This is a genomic window from Endozoicomonas sp. SESOKO2 (assembly GCF_024606245.1).
Classification (GTDB): Bacteria; Pseudomonadota; Gammaproteobacteria; order Pseudomonadales; family Endozoicomonadaceae; genus Endozoicomonas_A.
The window spans coordinates 1-15867 of the sequence record NZ_JAHHPQ010000207.1; the positions used below are offsets into that span (position 1 = coordinate 1).

Sequence of the window (15867 nt, forward strand, 5' to 3'; positions counted from 1 at the left end):
CTTGAACCTTATCCATAACAGCGAGTGTTGCGCTCGTTGCGGATTTAATCAAGAGTTAGCTATAACTGTACTTCGCATCGGGCCATTTGAGTATGTGCTCTCTGGCCTGATTCTTTGAATTCGTTATCGAGGTTGTTCAGTCTGGCAGACGGTGTCGGCTTGCAGAAATAACGGATGCATTGAATTGGAATGAAAAAGAGGAGATGGACAAACCATGGCAGTAGGATCAGGAAGCTGGCCGAAAATGCATCCAGTGAAAGGCTTTCGTCTTGGAACGGCAGAGGCGGGTATCAAGAAGCAGGATCGTAAGGATCTTGTGATTATGAACTGGGATAAGGGTGCTTCTGTTGCCGGTGTTTTCACACTGAACCGTTTTTGTGCTGCACCAGTCCAACTGGCCAAACGTCGCATTCATTGTTCGCCTGAATATTTTGTTATTAATACCGGTAATGCCAATGCGGGTACCGGTGAGCAGGGAATGACGGATGCCTTTGAGGTCTGTCGTGTATTGGCTGAACACGCCAGAGTGCAAGAAAATCAGGTGTTGCCTTTTTCAACCGGTGTGATTGGCGAGCTTCTGCCCGTTGACAAAATTGTTTCTGGCCTGCCCGCTGCTTTCACGGATTTGAGTGAAAATGGCTGGCAGTCGGCAGGAGAAGGCATCCTGACGACTGATACTCGCCCTAAAGGTGCCAGTCAGCAGTTTGAAGTCGATGGCAAAATGTACACGGTAACGGGAATCAGTAAAGGGTCGGGTATGATCAAGCCGAATATGGCTACCATGCTGGCTTTTATGGCCACAGATGTCTCTGTAGAACAGACTGTTTTGCAAAAGCTCCTGTCTGATGCTGTAAATCTGTCGTTCAATAGAATATCGGTAGACGGTGATACTTCCACCAATGATTGTTGCATGTTGGTAGCCACGGGCAAGGCCGGCAATGAGTCGTTAACGCAGCCTCAAGGACATTTATATCAGGCTCTGAGGCAGGCGGTTGAAGAGGTGGCTATTACTCTGGCACAGGCTATTGTCAGAGATGGTGAAGGTGCTACCAAGTTTCTAACCATTCAGGTTGAACAGGCGAGCAGTGTCGCTGATGCTCTTGAGGTCGCTTACAGCATTGCGCACTCTCCTTTGGTTAAGACTGCTTTATTTGCCTGTGACCCGAATTGGGGCAGAATTCTTGCTGCTGTGGGAAGAGCTGAAATCAATGAACTGAAGATTGATAAAGTTTCAATCTGGCTAAACGACGTTTGCATTGTGGAAGGTGGGGGTGCTGCCCGATCCTATACCGAAGCTGAAGGTGAGCGTGTAATGAATCAGGAAGAGATTCTGATCCGTGTTCAGCTGGGAGCCGGTAATATCACAGAAACGCTCTGGACGACGGACCTTTCCCATGAGTATGTTCGAATCAATGCTGAATATCGAACCTAAGTACCTAACCAGTTGTTTAATGACAAGGTAATAGGTTATGTCTTCAGAAAATCAGACGAATGCCAGGAAGCTGGTGCATGTTGCGGTGGCTGTTATCCGCGGGGAAGATGGAAGAGTTCTCGTAGCGCGGCGACCAAATGATAAACACATGGGGGGCTACTGGGAGTTTCCGGGTGGCAAGGTGGAAGAGGGAGAGTTCGTTACGGCTGCCTTGAATCGTGAGCTTAAGGAAGAACTGGATATCGAAGCAGCTGTGTTCCAGAAATTGATTTCGATTCGGCATGATTATCCGGACAAGTCCGTCTATCTCGATACCTGGTGGGCGGATGATATCAAAGGGCTGCCTTGCGGCAATGAGGGGCAGGAGATTCGTTGGGTTGATCTGAAAGAGTTACCCGGGCTGGACTTTCCCCCGGCTAATGATTCTATTGTCACTGCGGCGCTATTACCGAACCGTTATATGATCACCGGAAACTTTGATGCGGCTGCTGAACTTCTGGAAAAAGTGAGTTATCAGATTGAGCAGGGAATGGAGCTGATCCAGTTTCGGGCTCCGTGGCTGGATAAAGCAACCTATCAGCATTTAGCCAGAGAGCTGCATCATCTCTGTCGGCAAACCGGAGCCAAGCTACTGCTTAAAGGCGGGGCTGAGCTACTGGCCAATGCCTGGTGTGATGGTATTCATCTTACCTCGAAACAGCTGCTGCAAGAGGGTGTTGATTGGCGTAATCGCTGCCGATCTGGTCAGTGGCTGGCAGCTTCCTGTCATAATCAGGAGCAAATTGACCGGGCCGCATCATTGGGTGTCGATTTTGTAACACTCTCTCCGGTCAGGCTCACAAACACGCATCCAGGCTGTGAGACATTAGGTGAGAAGAAAGCTGATGAGCTGACTGATCGCTGTCCACTACCCGTTTTCTGGTTGGGAGGAATGGAGCTTGCTGATCAAGAGAAGTTAATAGACCGGGGTGTTCAGGGAATCGCGGCTATTGGTGCTTTCTGGTCCCAAATTCATTGAGACCCTATACTAGTCTTAATTAAAATGAATAACTTTTTGCAGGGAAGCAAATGTCTCATCCTAGTATCGGGCCCGGTGGCAACAGATCAACATCAGGGCTACCCGCTGATTCAACCTACCAATCCCCGTCACCTTCTGGCCAGGACACGCTGGGAAGAACGATAGGTTCACGGGAAGATCCATCTGGCACTGAAGGGCTGCATCAAGAATCTTCAGCACAGGGTCAGCGCCCTATTCAGGATCGAGAGGTTGCCTATTACAAAGAGACTGGGCAGGTTGGTCGAAATATTCTTCCATCTATTAATGACAGACCCTTCAGCGAGTATTGGGAAGAGTTTCCCGGGCCAATTCGCCGGGGGGTTGTTGATCACCGGTTAATGCGTGTCAAAACCGAAGCAAGGGGAATAGATAAGGAATCAGATTCTCCGAAAACTAAGAAAAATCAAGGACTCTGGCATATCAAAACACTTGGGTATGAATCGGGTACTGAAAAATTCAAACGGCTGTTGCAAAAAGTAATCTACCTGATCACCGGAAAACCCTACAAAGCTCGTTTCTACGATAATCGAAAAGTGCTGGCTCAAAGAGAGTGCCTTGCTGCCGAGGCCTACAAGAAAGTTATGCATTATGGGCAGGAATACATGCATCGCTACAGTCTGGATGAAAAGCGTCAGGATCATTGTGTGGCATCCAAAGACCTTAAAGGTTTCTATCCTGGCGATACTTACTTTCATCAAACATTATTCCCTTCCATTTGCCAGTTTGCTGATGACCATAATCCGGTCACCAATCTTGTCATGAGGCGTTTTCTTCTGGGCGATCAGGATTATCTGAAACTTGATAATTACTTATTCAAGCACGCCGAAGGTGATGAGCTGATGAACGTTGAAAAGGGGGATGAGCTCATCACTGGCAAGTTAGTCAGCATTGATTTTGGTATGTCTTTTTATAATCAATTTTCCCTCCCGAAGAACTGCACTATGGATGAATTTACCCAGAAGCTTTTGCAGCCATCAAGATTGCACAGAGTTCAGTATCGAGGAAAGAATACTCTGTTGACTATGGTTGAGCAGATGCCAGATGATCAGGTCAAAAGATCGATAGAGTCAGCATTGCAGAGAATTGCCGAGCTGTCAGATCAGCATTTGAGCGAGCTGGCTGAGCATATGCATCAACCAGAGCTTCGTGAGGCCATGTATGAAGTTCTGGAGTTTAAGCGCTCTCAGGCAAAAGCCCTCTTGAATCAGGGCTCCTGGCCCGAGGAGCTGGGTGTAGGCAAAGGTTTCTCAGTGCTTTAGATGGTCATCGATCTCGCCGGACAACAGATCATCAAAAGCAGGGTCTCCGGGAATCGAGCGCTCTTCATTTGCCCAGGCTCCCAGATCAATCAACTTGCATCGTCGGGAGCAGAAGGGTCGAAACGTGTTTTCTTTCTTCCATTCCACTTCTTTGCCGCATTTTGGGCATTTCACAGTCGTTGGCATTGAATTAGTAAACCGCAAGGTCGTGCGGCTTCCAGCTGGAAGCCGGGATATTACTGTTCGTCTTCGGGAGGCTTGGGAGCGACAGGAGTCTGCGTTTTCTGCTTCTCAACACCTGAATCACCCAGCAGGCCGAATGACACGGTATAGAGCAGTGAGGGGTCGACATCACCGAAGGACTGATAGCCGATGAATTCCCCCTGGTCATTGAGCAGTTTCGAATTCGGGAAGTTCAGTTTCAAAACATCAAGGGCTTCATTCGCAGGCTCTGTCAGCCCCAGTCGTTGATAACCTTCCACTATGATACCCAGTGCAGGCTCTACTGCCGGGGTTCTCTGCATATTTTCAACAACGTACTTGCCACGATTCACTGCCGCTACGTAGGCTTTACGTTTCATGTAGTAATTGGCTGCATGAATTTCATAATCAGCCAGACGATTTCTCAGGGCTACCATCCGCTGACGGGCATCCGGTGCGTATTTGCTGTCCGGATAGCGTGTCAGTAATTCACGAAACTCGTTGAAGGATTGACGAGCCTGACCAGGGTCGCGCTTTGTGTTGTCCAGTGGCAGGTAACGTTCGATGAGGCCCATAGCAGCCGTATTAGAGGCCAGGCCTTTGATGTAATAGGCATAGTCTGCATTGGGGTGCTGTGGGTGCAGGCGAAGAAAACGGTCCGCTGCAGCTCTGGCGGCTTCAGGCTCTACATTCATGAAATAGGCATAGACCAAATCCAGCTGAGCCTGCTCCGCAAAAGAACCGAAGGGATAGCGTGACTCCAGTGCACGCAGATAGTCTATAGCCTTCGTATAACTCTGGTTATTCAGCGACTGGTTGGCCGTCTGGTAGAGCTCGGCCTCAGTCAGGGATTCCGGGATCGTTTTTTTCTCAGGGGTTGAGGAGCATCCTGCCAGAACCACCGCAGCAAGCAACAGACCTGTCAGGCGCGAGTATGTGGTTTTGAGTATTGTCATGGTGTTTACAGTTTCCTTACTCCGGCATGATTGTGAGGAGAGCTGGTGCTCCCCACGAACTTAACAGCAGGGAAGCAGGTTGATGATAAAGTTTTGAGCATAGTCCAGCCAGACCCAGTGATGTGATAAACTTCCCGCCTTTATCCAACCAATTTAAACACAGTCCGCCGTAAAACGAAAAGAAACCGGGTCTATTAATATCAATCTACTGCTTTCAGGAGGCTGAACATTTTTATTGACCTGTTTTATTGCAGCATTTGTCCTTCGGTGGCTGAGATTTTTTTGTTGATTGACACAGGGGTCTGACCGGGAATAGCGCTCGCCCAGGCCCCTCTAACCTGAGAAGTATTTGATGAGTGAGCAGATCAATCAGCAGGTCGTTGTGCCTGATGAACTGGGAAGCAAAAGACTGGACCAGATTGCGGTCAGCTGCTTTCCGGACTTTTCCAGAGCACGTCTTCAGGAGTGGATCAAAAACGGTGATTTGCGGGTGGATGGCCAGAAGAAAAAGCCTAAAGACAAGCTGATCGGTGGCGAGCAGCTAACACTCAGTGTTGAAGTCGATAATGAAGAACGCTGGGAACCTGAAAACATCCCACTGAATATTATTTATGAAGACGATGCCATTCTGGTCATCAATAAACCGGTGGGAACGGTGGTTCATCCGGCGGCAGGGAATTACTCAGGTACTTTGTTGAATGGCCTGTTATATCATTACCCCGAGATGGCCTCGGTGCCCAGGGCGGGCATCGTGCACCGACTGGATAAGGATACCTCGGGGCTGATGGTGGTGGCCAAAAACCTGGCAGCTCACACCGATCTGGTGGCTCAGCTTCAGGACCGAAGTGTCAGTCGTGAATACGAGGCGGTGGTTCAGGGCGTCATGACGGCTGGCGGAACGGTTAATGAACCGATTGCCCGTCACCCGACGCATCGTCTCCGGATGGCGGTGGTACCCAGCGGCAAACCCTCTGTGACTCATTACCGGGTTCTGGAGAAATTTAATGCTTATACCCATGTCCGCTGTAAACTGGAAACGGGGAGAACTCACCAGATCAGAGTACATATGAGCCATATTCGTTTCCCGTTGGTGGGGGATGATTTGTATGCTGGCCGCCTGAGAATTCCAAAGGGATGCTCTCCCGTTCTGGAAGAGATTCTCAGAGGCTTCAGGCATCAGGCTCTTCATGCCGGGAGACTGGGCCTTATGCATCCGGTGACAGATGATTATATGGAGTGGGAGGCACCTTTGCCGGATGACTTTTCTGCGCTACTGGATGTACTAAAAGAAGACGCTAAAGAGTCCTGAGCAGGATACCCTGTTTTTTTTCGGGGAACTCAGGTTCCCAAGGCATCGTAATAGAGAGAACCGAATATGTCTGAAGATCGTTACCTGCTTCCGGACTGGCCTGCGCCCGAAAGTGTGAGGGCTGCTGTAACACTGAGAACCGGGGGTTACAGTCGGGGCGCTTTCAGTAGTTTCAATCTGGGGCTGCGATCCGGTGATGATCCTGATGTGGTAGAAAAAAACAGGGCGTTGCTGGGTGAGAACCGTCAATGGCGGTATAGGCCTCAGTGGCTTAAACAGGTTCACGGTACTAAAGTGGTCATGGCCAGGCCGGATAACATTGAGAGAGAAGGTGATGCGGTTTGGACAGATAAGCAGGGGTTACCCTGTGCTGTCTTAACGGCGGATTGTCTCCCGGTTATTTTTTGCAATAGATCCGGCACCCATGTTGCTGTTTCTCATGCCGGTTGGAAAGGGCTTCAGGCAGGCGTCCTGGAAGCCACGGCTGAAGCTATGGGCGATGAACCCGACCAGTTAATGGTCTGGTTGGGTCCAGCCATCAGCCAGTCTCATTTTGAAGTGGGGCCTGAAGTTCGTGACGCTTTTCTGAATTCTGATCTGCAAATGGAGACGGCTTTTATTCCAGGCCAAGGTGACCGTTGGTATGGCGATCTCTATCAACTGGCAAGGTTTCGGTTGGATAAGCTGGGCGTGACACAAATCAGTGGCGGCAATTTCTGTACCTACAAGGAGGATGACCGCTGGTTCTCTTACCGGAGGGATGGCGTCCAGTCCGGACGTTTAGCCACATTGGTCTGGATTGAATAGATCGGAAGTGCTCTCAATGAGGGCACTTCCTGTGGCTCACTACTAGCTATAATAGCGCTGCCTCAGTCCTTCAAATAAATTGGCAAGATCAGGCGCTGGAGCGGGTGACTCGCCCGGGCTACTTTCCGACCAGGCTCTGTGAATGTGATTGGCACCATCATTCTGTTTATACACTCTCTTCAGATAGTGGTTGTAGTTTCTGCTGGCTACCGTGTCTACGTGGTACCAGTGAGCTTTCGTCCGACTGTGACTGATATCCAGCAACACATAGCCTTTTTCACTCTGGTTTGTCCACTTCAAGTTCGGCAGAGCACCGTCCAGGGCCAGTGAGGCCACTTTGGCAAGACCTGTCTTTTCAGAAAACCCGGATGTGACTGCGGGGGTCCCAAACTCTCCACCCAGTGCGCCAAAACCTGAAATCCGTCCGTAGTGAGGAAAGCGCGGTTCAGGCGCCAGATCAAAAGCCCATGAGCTGTGAGTGTCGCCGGTCAGAACCATCAAATTATTGATACCCTGATTTTGAATGTGATCAAACAGTCGCTGTCGGGATGCCTGATAACCATCCCATTGATCCATGAGGATAGGAAGATTCGAATTGATGGTGAGTTGTGACATCAAGACCTGCTGTCCAAGTGCCCGCCAGCGAATCCCTTCGTTCATGGATTGGCTTAAGCCATTATGCAGCCATTGCTCCTGATCCGTACCCAACAGGCTTCTTGACGGATCTTTAGCGGCTTTGGCAGACAATGGCAGAGCCTGCCGGTCTCTCCCCGTCAGTCGGGTGTCCAGCATAAAGAGATCAATCAGGTCACCAAATCGGAATCTCCGATAAATGGTTTTTTGTCCAAACTGGTCAACAATGCCACTCTCCCTGATGGGCATCCATTCAAAATAAGCCTGAATGGCATCGTTGCGGCGTGATTCCCAGATGCCCTCACCAAAGTTATGGTTTTGGGCTCCGCCTTTCCATGAATCATTAGCCGATTCATGGTCGTCCCAGACGCAGATGAAAGGGTGCTGACGGTGAACTTCTTGCAAATCCGGATCGGTTCGGTATTGGGCGTAACGCTGTCGGTAGTCCTGAAGTACTGTTATTTCTTTTGCAGGCAGCGGGCTACGACCAAGGTTATTGTTTGTTCCAAAGCCACCGGGACCGTATTCATAGATGTAGTCTCCAAGATGGAGTACGGCATCCAACTCGGATCTTCGGGCAATCTCCCGGTAGACGTTAAAGTAGCCCGCCGGATAATTAGAGCAGGAGCAGAACGCCAGTCTCAATCTGTTCAGGTGTCCTTCCGGTAAAGTCCTTGTTCTGGCCACCGGTGAAGGTTTTCCATTAGAAAAGAATCGGTAGTAATAGACAGTGCCTGATACCAGGCTCTCGGCATCAACTTTAACGGTGTAGTCAACATGAGGGCCGGTAACGCCCTCGCCGGACCGGACTATCTGGTTCATCTGCGGGTCAAGGGCCATTTCCCAGGAATAGGGAATAATGGCCTGTTGAAAACCAGGGTCGGCATCGGGAGTGATCCGGGTCCAGAGGATTACCCGATCGGTCAGGGGGTCGCCACTGGCTACACCGTGCTGAAAGGGTTGGTGGCTGCTCGCAAAGGTTTTGAGCAGCGGCAGTGTAGCAATCCCCAGGGCAGCTCCCTGAAAGAAACGTCTTCTTGTTATAGCCATATTCAATCCATGACAGGTGTTTTTTAAAATTGTCAGGGCAGAATAGAGAAGCAATGTGTCAGTATGAAGAAGGTTTGTTGACAAAACTTAAGAAAGAGCAAAAATCAAAGTTTCAGGAAAATAAATGGGTTGTAAATCAAAGCGATTGATCTTTTGTCGAACTTCAGTTGTGAATGATTCATGTTAACTGTTCAGGCTTCGGCTTAAAGGGATGACTAAGCAGGACTGGTATAAAAAAATGAAACTCACAGCGATCTGCATTGGAAAAACAAAGCGCCATAACATACGCGGTCACGGTGTTACAACGGCTTACCTGAAATTTGAGGTGCATGGCCCGGTAAGGGTTCATGCAAGTGGTATTGAGGGTAATGAGGTAGCTGTCCATAACGACCATATCTATGCTGTTTCAACGACTACTTATGCGTACTGGAAAGAACGTCTTGGCGGCAACGATGAAGATTGGCCAATGGGTCGGTTTGCAGAAAATCTCGTTATAGACGGGCTGGATGAGGTCGCTCTGGCAGTGGGAGATGTTTTGCGCATAGGCGATGAAGTAGTGCTATCCGTTTCCGGGCCTCGTATTCCATGCTTCAAAGTGTGCTGGCGGTTGGGGCAGCCGGATAGCTTTATTCCGGAGTTTGCAATCTCAGGTCATAGTGGCATTTACCTGAATGTAGTTAAAACAGGTACCATCGTCGCCGGGGATCAAGTACAGGTCGAAGCCAAATCAGAGCCACGTACTCTGGCGCTGAACATCTCTAAAGCACTTTTTGCGGGCACAGCCAGCTTGGATCAGATGCAGGCGATGTCAGAGCTTGAAGGCCTGAGTCCGATGTCTTCTTTCTTCTTAACATCAAAAATCGCAGCGGAGCGAGATCGGGCGCAGTTATCAAAAGGTCGCTGGTCAGGCTCTCGCGCACTGAGGGTTAAAGACATCCGTCAGGAGACGCCAGACACAAAATCAGTCTGGCTTGAAGCACCAGATGGAGAGGCACCCTTGGCAGGAGCACTGGCTGGCCAGTTCCTGACGGTGAAAGTACCGCTGGCTGAAGAAGAAATCACCCGAGTCTGGAGTCTTAGCGACTTTCAGGATGACCCTGACCACTACCGTATGACCATTAAGCGCTCTCCCGGCGGGCCCGGTAGTGCATATATGCATGGGACACTGGCGGTGGGAGACAACCTTCGCGTATCTTCCCCCATGGGTCAGTTTACCCTTGCACGCGGCAATCCAAAACCCGTGGTTTTGTTTGCTGGCGGGATTGGGTTGACCCCTCTTTTAGCCATGCTAAAAGCACACACGTCGGTAAAAAACTACCCACCTGTATATTTCTTTCACGCGGTTCAGGATGGCATTCATCAGGCGCACCGGGATGAATTGGATCAGCTAGGAGCACTCCCCAATGTCGAAGTTATTCATATTTTTTCCCGACCGACCAAAAATGACATTTCGTCCGGTCGTTTCGATTATCAGGGCCATCTTACGAAGGATATAATTGCTGAGAAGCTGGACGGGCTTTACATTATGGACGGTGATAAACGGATAGATATGCCACCCTATGAGTTGCTGTTCTTTCTCTGTGGACCACAGACTTTTCAAACTCATGTTCGTGAAGCGCTGCTGGCACTTAAAGCCAACGCCCATCAGATCTACACCGAAAGCTTTGGAACGGAACCGGGAGCACCGCCTCCGCCCGTAGTGGAAACCGCTGAGGTCACTTTCTTACCCGATGGGGTTGTTGCGAAATGGGATGCAGGTCCCAATCTTTCACTGCTGGAACTGGCTGAAGAATACGGCCTGACACCCCCTAACGCTTGCCGTATGGGTGTATGTCATTCATGCGCCTCCCGGCTGGTAGCAGGGGATACTTTCTACGATCGTGAGATCTCCATTGCACCCCCTGAAGGTGAGTTCCTGCTTTGCTGTGCACGACCCAAGACTGAGAAAGTCACAATTATCCTGGCAGGTGACACAAGCAAAAGTGTTGAACCAGGTAAAGGCTGATGGTATCCGGTCGGGACATTTTGGTGGTTTGTATTCAGCTTTAGAATTCTTGATGGTTTATATATTCTCCCGATTGATAGTCAACGGAGTATATCCTGAATTCATCTGAAGGGGCGGTGAAGGCAGCTTCCGGACAATAGGAGAAGCCTATCAGGGCACCATCCCGGTCAAATATTGCAACAGTGTTATCGAAGTACCAGACCTTCAGACTTTCGGGCAGTTGTTTGGGAGGGGCTGTATAGGCTGCTGTGCTAAGATTCAGAGGTCTTACCCGGTACATTTGCCATTTCCACTGAGCATCGTTCCAATCTCCGTTCATAGCAAGACACTTCCAGAGAGGCGTTGCCTTGATTGGGGTTGCTCGCCTGGAAACTTTGGCAATGTTTGTATTTTCCGGGCGCTGTTCCAAAGTGATGGTTACTATCTGGTTCTCTCTAATGGGTTCCTGTTTGTTTCTTTCTGATTGCCAGTAAGGTTGAGTGAAATATTCCCAGTAACTGAGGTCTTCCGGGCTGATGAAGATAGAGTAGTTGCCAAACCCACCGTTTTTTGCGCAGAGGGCTGTAGTCGTGATTTCTTTCTCTCCTGTCACAACGCCAAGACAAAAGCCTGTCGAAGACAGATCGTTGAAAATGACAACGAGACTGTCTTCCGGGTTGGCAGACGCTGCCATTGCCTCAAGAGAAAGGGTGATGATAAAGGCAAATATCAAAAAAAGTGTTGCAGATAACGGATCAGATGGGGTTGGTCGATGCTGTTGAGCGGGCGGGTTCCATAATTTTTTCATAGTATTGAAGGTTATCTCGGATCAAATCAAAACCCTTCAATCTAGCAGGCACCAAGATATTAGCCACTTCGGGAGGGCTGGGAAAGCCAAGTCTTGAAAAGATCGATTCTGCCGCAATATACATGACAGAAGCCGCCCTGTCGGCAATTAATAAAGCGCGGGAGAACTAGCTATGCGAGCAGACAGACTCACCAGTAAGCTGCAATCCGCATTGTCAGATGCTCAGTCACTGGCTCTGGGTAAAGATCACAATCAGATAGAACCTGTCCACCTGTTATTGGCGCTGCTGAATCAGCCGGGTGGTTCCATCAAGCCTCTTTTGAGTCAGGTGGGTTTTAATTTGCAGCAGCTGGTTGATGAGCTCGAGAAGCTAATGGATCAGGTACCAGTCATCAATAATCCAACCGGCGATATTCAACCGTCCCAGGAAACCATCCGTTTGCTTAACCTGGCCGATAAGCAGGCCCAGAAAAGCGGGGATCAGTTTATTTCCAGTGAAACCGTTCTTCTGGTGATGATGGAGGGGCACTCGTCCGTTTCCAGTGTGCTGAAAGGGCAAGGGGTAAGCCAGCAGGCTCTGGAAAATGCCATCAACAATCTCAGGGGAGGCGAAGCGGTCAATGATCCCAATGCGGAAGATAATCGCAATGCTCTGGCGACTTACACCATTGATCTTACTGAGCGGGCTGAAGCAGGCAAACTGGACCCTGTCATTGGACGGGACGACGAAATAAGACGCATTGTTCAGGTGTTGCAACGGCGTACCAAAAATAATCCGGTGATTATTGGTGAGCCCGGTATCGGCAAAACCGCCATTGTTGAAGGACTGGCTCAAAGAATTATTAATGGCGAAGTGCCTGACGGTATCAAGGGTAAAAGGCTTTTGTCGCTTGATATGGGCTCGTTGATTGCCGGGGCCAAATTCAGGGGCGAATTTGAGGAGCGTTTAAAGTCGGTACTTAATGAGCTGTCCAAACAGGAGGGACAGATCATCCTGTTCATTGATGAACTCCATACCATGGTAGGAGCCGGTAAAGCAGAAGGTGCTATGGACGCTGGTAATATGCTCAAGCCTGCTCTGGCCCGGGGAGAGCTACATTGTGTTGGTGCGACGACACTGGATGAATACCGGCAATATATTGAAAAAGATGCAGCGCTGGAGCGTCGTTTCCAGAAAGTACTGGTGGATGAGCCTACAGAAGAAGACACTATTGCTATTCTACGTGGTCTGAAAGAGCGTTATGAAGCTCATCATGGTGTTGACATTACCGACCCGGCCATTGTCGCTGCGGTAAAACTGTCCCAGCGCTATATTACTGACAGACAACTGCCTGATAAGGCCATTGATCTGATTGATGAGTCAGCCAGTCGTATCCGCATGGAGATGGATTCCAAGCCAGAAGAAATGGATCGTTTGGAACGTCGCTTGATTCAGTTGAAAATCGAACAGGAAGCGCTCAAAAAAGAAGACGATAAGGCATCCAGAGAGAGGCTTGCTCTGCTCGACAAAGAAGTGAGCCGTCTTGAAAGAGATTACTCAGACCTTGAAGACATCTGGAAGGCCGAAAAAGTCGTTCTGCAGGGATCTCAGAAGTTACGGGAAGAGCGTGAGCAACTGCTGATCGCTCTGGAGGTGGCGCAGCGTTCCGGTGACCTCGCCAAAATGTCAGAAATTCAGTATGGCCAGCTGCCTGAGCTGGAAAAGAAGCTGGCAGAAGCAGACGCTGCTGAGTCAGGTGGAGAAACCAAGCTGCTCCGCAATCGGGTCACGGATGAAGAGATTGCTGAAGTCGTATCCCGCTGGACCGGGATTCCTGTTGCCAAAATGCTCGAAGGTGAGCGTGAAAAACTCTTGAAGATGGAAGACGCACTTCATGGTCGTGTCATTGGTCAAGACGAAGCAGTAGTCGCTGTTTCTAACGCTGTTCGCCGTTCCAGAGCGGGTCTGGCCGATCCCAATAGACCTAATGGCTCCTTCATGTTTCTTGGGCCAACCGGTGTCGGTAAGACAGAGTTGTGCAAGGCGTTGGCGGAATTTCTGTTTGATACAGAAGACGCTATTGTTCGCATCGACATGTCCGAATTTATGGAAAAACACTCTGTTGCCCGTCTGCTGGGAGCACCTCCTGGCTATGTGGGTTATGAAGAGGGAGGGTATCTGACAGAGGCTGTGCGTCGTAAACCCTATTCGTTGGTGTTGATGGATGAAGTAGAAAAGGCTCACCCTGATGTTTTCAATATTCTCTTGCAAGTATTGGAAGATGGTCGTTTAACCGACGGTCAGGGAAGAACGGTAGACTTTAAAAATACTGTTATTGTTATGACTTCCAACCTCGGCTCTGATGTCATTCAGACCATGCAGGGTGAAGATTTTGAAGCACTAAAATCAACGCTTATGGATGTAGTGGGAGCTCACTTCAGACCTGAATTTATCAACCGTGTTGATGAGCTGGTGGTCTTCCATCCGTTAACTGAAAAGCAGATAGAAGGTATTGCGGCTATTCAGTTGAGCCGACTGAACAAACGTCTTGCTGAAAACAGTCTGTCTCTGGAAGTCTCTGATCAAGTAATGAAGAAACTGGCTGAAGTGGGTTTCGATCCTGTCTACGGTGCCCGGCCATTGAAGCGGGCCATACAGCGCAGTATTGAGAATCCGTTGGCAGAATCCATACTGTCCGGTCAATACTCTCCCGGTGATGTCATCATGGCAACACTCACAGATGGTGAGATAACATTCGAATAATCCTCTCTTACCGGAGCCGCTATCCAGCGGCTTCTTTCTTTTGATGTTCCTTAAGGGCTAACCCTGCTGGTTATAGCAGTCTGAGAATACTTAACTCATGATCTTTGGTATATTCGGCTATTGTCAGAAAGTGAGACCAATGTGCATAATTTAGAGACCAATACACCTGTTTTATCTGGTTATCACTGTGTCATTCAGCAGGCCAAGAAAGCAGTGTTATCATGGCTGCTAGTGTCAGGATACAGATAAAACGCACTCTCCGATGAGGTATGCATGTATCCCGTTGTTGTCTCTGATCTTGATGGTACTCTTCTCAATGACCAGCATGAGCTAGCGCCCCGCACAAAAGAAGTTATTCGTCGTTTAAGTAGTCAGGGTATCCGTTTTGTCTTTGCTACTGGCAGGCATCACCTGGATGTTGAAGAGATGAGGGCACAGCTGGACATCGACATGTTCACTATTACTTCTAATGGTGCACGTGCACACAATCCTCAGGGGGAGATGATCGTCAGCCATGATCTCAATCCTGCGTTTATCCAGCCTTTAATTGCGATTGGCCGCCGATACAGCGAAACCGTGTTTCAAAGTGTGTACAGTGAAGATAAATGGTATGTCGAGCAGCACCATGAAAACCTGTTGAAGTTTCACAAGGACACAGGTTTCAGTTACACCCTGCAGGATTTGGATACGATTCCTGTCGACAAGATTATCAAAGTGTTCTTTGTAGCCAAAGAGCATAATGAGTTACTTGGTCTGGAGCAGGATATTCATAAAGCTTTCGGCGACTCCGTGAATATGGCTTTCTCCCTGGATACCTGTCTTGAGGTCATGGCGCCAGCCGTGAGTAAAGGTGCGGCTCTGGTAGAAGTCATGAAACTCAAAGGACTAAAGCCCAAAGACGCAGTAGCCTTTGGTGACGGCATGAACGATGTTGAGATGTTGCAGGTTGTTGGCAAAGGATTGGTTATGGGAAATGCTACAGAGCGTTTGAAAGCAAAACTTCCCGATCATCAGGTGATCGGTCAATGCAATCATGATGCTGTTGCTCAATACCTTGAGGAGCATTACCTGAACTGAGTTTCATATAAGCTCAGCAGTGCCCCGGTGAGCATTAATGACTCTCTTTACAAGTTTCTTTGAATTCAGTCAAAAAGCACGGGGAATCAGGTATCCAAAGTCGTATTTTGGCTAACTCTGAGGTTGGAAATCTCAGATTCGACTTGTGGTGCCGCAGTCAGTGCTGAAATTCTGCCCATTTCTAACGCGAGTCAACGTCTCGTGCGGTATTAAGATCCTGGAGTCAGGAAAATCTGAGCTTCTTGTCTAGAATGACTTCGTTATCTCTATTTGAAGCTCAGGTGTTTTATGACTTTTGTTTTTATTGTGCCTATCCTGCTTTTGTCGGGTAGTAGTCAGGCTTTAGTTCCTCACATTTCATCATTCGTTTCCGGCGATGGTGTCGATGCGATTCTTTCTTCTTTTTTACCTGATCCCATTCGTTTACCAAAATCTAACGTTGCTCCGCTGTTATTGTTACAAAAGGGTGAAAAAGGTTCGAAAATCAGTTCGCCTGTCTCTGAAGGAGGTGGTCTGCAGCCGGATAAAGGTACGACGTTTACTGGCTATCC

The 15867-nt window shown here is 49.0% G+C and carries 13 protein-coding genes; 9 read left to right on the forward strand and 4 right to left on the reverse strand.

Annotated features, from left to right (window positions below; genetic code table 11):
- The first annotated feature begins 214 nt into the window (after positions 1-214).
- Genes argJ through KDK17_RS04960 form a run of 3 tightly spaced genes read left to right on the forward strand, consistent with a single transcriptional unit; the run spans position 215 to position 3748 of the window.
- Positions 215-1432: a bifunctional glutamate N-acetyltransferase/amino-acid acetyltransferase ArgJ gene (argJ, locus tag KDK17_RS04950; RefSeq protein ID WP_257279932.1), complete on the forward strand. Its 1218-nt coding sequence runs from the start codon at positions 215-217 to the stop codon at positions 1430-1432.
- A gap of 37 nt (positions 1433-1469) precedes the next feature.
- A complete protein-coding gene (locus KDK17_RS04955; protein WP_257279931.1) occupies positions 1470-2450 on the forward strand; it encodes a Nudix family hydrolase in 981 nt (326 codons plus the stop codon).
- A gap of 50 nt (positions 2451-2500) precedes the next feature.
- The gene (locus KDK17_RS04960; RefSeq protein WP_257287488.1) at positions 2501-3748 is read left to right on the forward strand and encodes a hypothetical protein; all 1248 of its coding nucleotides are present in this window, start codon (positions 2501-2503) and stop codon (positions 3746-3748) included.
- Here KDK17_RS04960 and yacG read toward each other — a convergent pair.
- Both yacG and KDK17_RS04970 read right to left on the reverse strand, forming a co-directional pair.
- A complete protein-coding gene (gene yacG / locus KDK17_RS04965) occupies positions 3737-3934 on the reverse strand; it encodes a DNA gyrase inhibitor YacG (protein ID WP_257255412.1) in 198 nt (65 codons plus the stop codon). The two genes, KDK17_RS04960 and yacG, sit on opposite strands and share 12 nt — an antisense overlap.
- Before the next feature lie 50 nt (positions 3935-3984).
- Positions 3985-4905: an outer membrane protein assembly factor BamD gene (locus KDK17_RS04970; RefSeq protein ID WP_257287489.1), complete on the reverse strand. Its 921-nt coding sequence runs from the start codon at positions 4903-4905 to the stop codon at positions 3985-3987.
- A 352-nt stretch (positions 4906-5257) separates the two neighbouring features.
- Between KDK17_RS04970 and rluD the strand changes: the two genes are divergently transcribed.
- Positions 5258-6214 carry a 23S rRNA pseudouridine(1911/1915/1917) synthase RluD gene (gene rluD, locus KDK17_RS04975; protein ID WP_257255409.1) on the forward strand — a complete coding sequence of 319 codons (957 nt, stop codon included), beginning with the start codon at positions 5258-5260 and terminating at the stop codon, positions 6212-6214.
- A 66-nt stretch (positions 6215-6280) separates the two neighbouring features.
- On the forward strand, positions 6281-7021 hold the full coding sequence (gene pgeF, locus KDK17_RS04980) for a peptidoglycan editing factor PgeF (protein ID WP_257255408.1): 741 nt from the start codon (positions 6281-6283) through the stop codon (positions 7019-7021).
- A gap of 42 nt (positions 7022-7063) precedes the next feature.
- Here pgeF and KDK17_RS04985 read toward each other — a convergent pair whose 3' ends face one another.
- Positions 7064-8704, reverse strand: a complete 1641-nt coding sequence (locus KDK17_RS04985; protein ID WP_257279928.1) for an alkaline phosphatase — start codon at positions 8702-8704, stop codon at positions 7064-7066.
- Positions 8705-8942: 238 nt separating this feature from the next.
- Here KDK17_RS04985 and KDK17_RS04990 point away from each other — a divergent pair, with 238 nt between their 5' ends.
- Positions 8943-10709: an MOSC domain-containing protein gene (locus tag KDK17_RS04990; protein ID WP_257287490.1), complete on the forward strand. Its 1767-nt coding sequence runs from the start codon at positions 8943-8945 to the stop codon at positions 10707-10709.
- 40 nt (positions 10710-10749) lie between these two features.
- On the opposite strand, the gene KDK17_RS04995 is transcribed toward KDK17_RS04990, so the two are convergent.
- Entirely contained in the window at positions 10750-11496 is a 747-nt protein-coding gene (locus KDK17_RS04995; RefSeq protein WP_257254665.1) for a hypothetical protein, read from the reverse strand.
- 172 nt (positions 11497-11668) lie between these two features.
- Between KDK17_RS04995 and clpB the strand changes: the two genes are divergently transcribed.
- From clpB to KDK17_RS05010, 3 genes are all read left to right on the forward strand, one after another.
- Positions 11669-14239, forward strand: a complete 2571-nt coding sequence (gene clpB / locus KDK17_RS05000; RefSeq protein ID WP_257279926.1) for an ATP-dependent chaperone ClpB — start codon at positions 11669-11671, stop codon at positions 14237-14239.
- Positions 14240-14512: 273 nt separating this feature from the next.
- Complete coding sequence (locus tag KDK17_RS05005; protein ID WP_257276317.1) at positions 14513-15316, forward strand: Cof-type HAD-IIB family hydrolase; 804 nt, start codon at positions 14513-14515, stop codon at positions 15314-15316.
- 288 nt (positions 15317-15604) lie between these two features.
- Positions 15605-15867 (forward strand): hypothetical protein (locus KDK17_RS05010; RefSeq protein ID WP_257276316.1); only part of this gene is annotated, 263 nt, incomplete at its 3' end.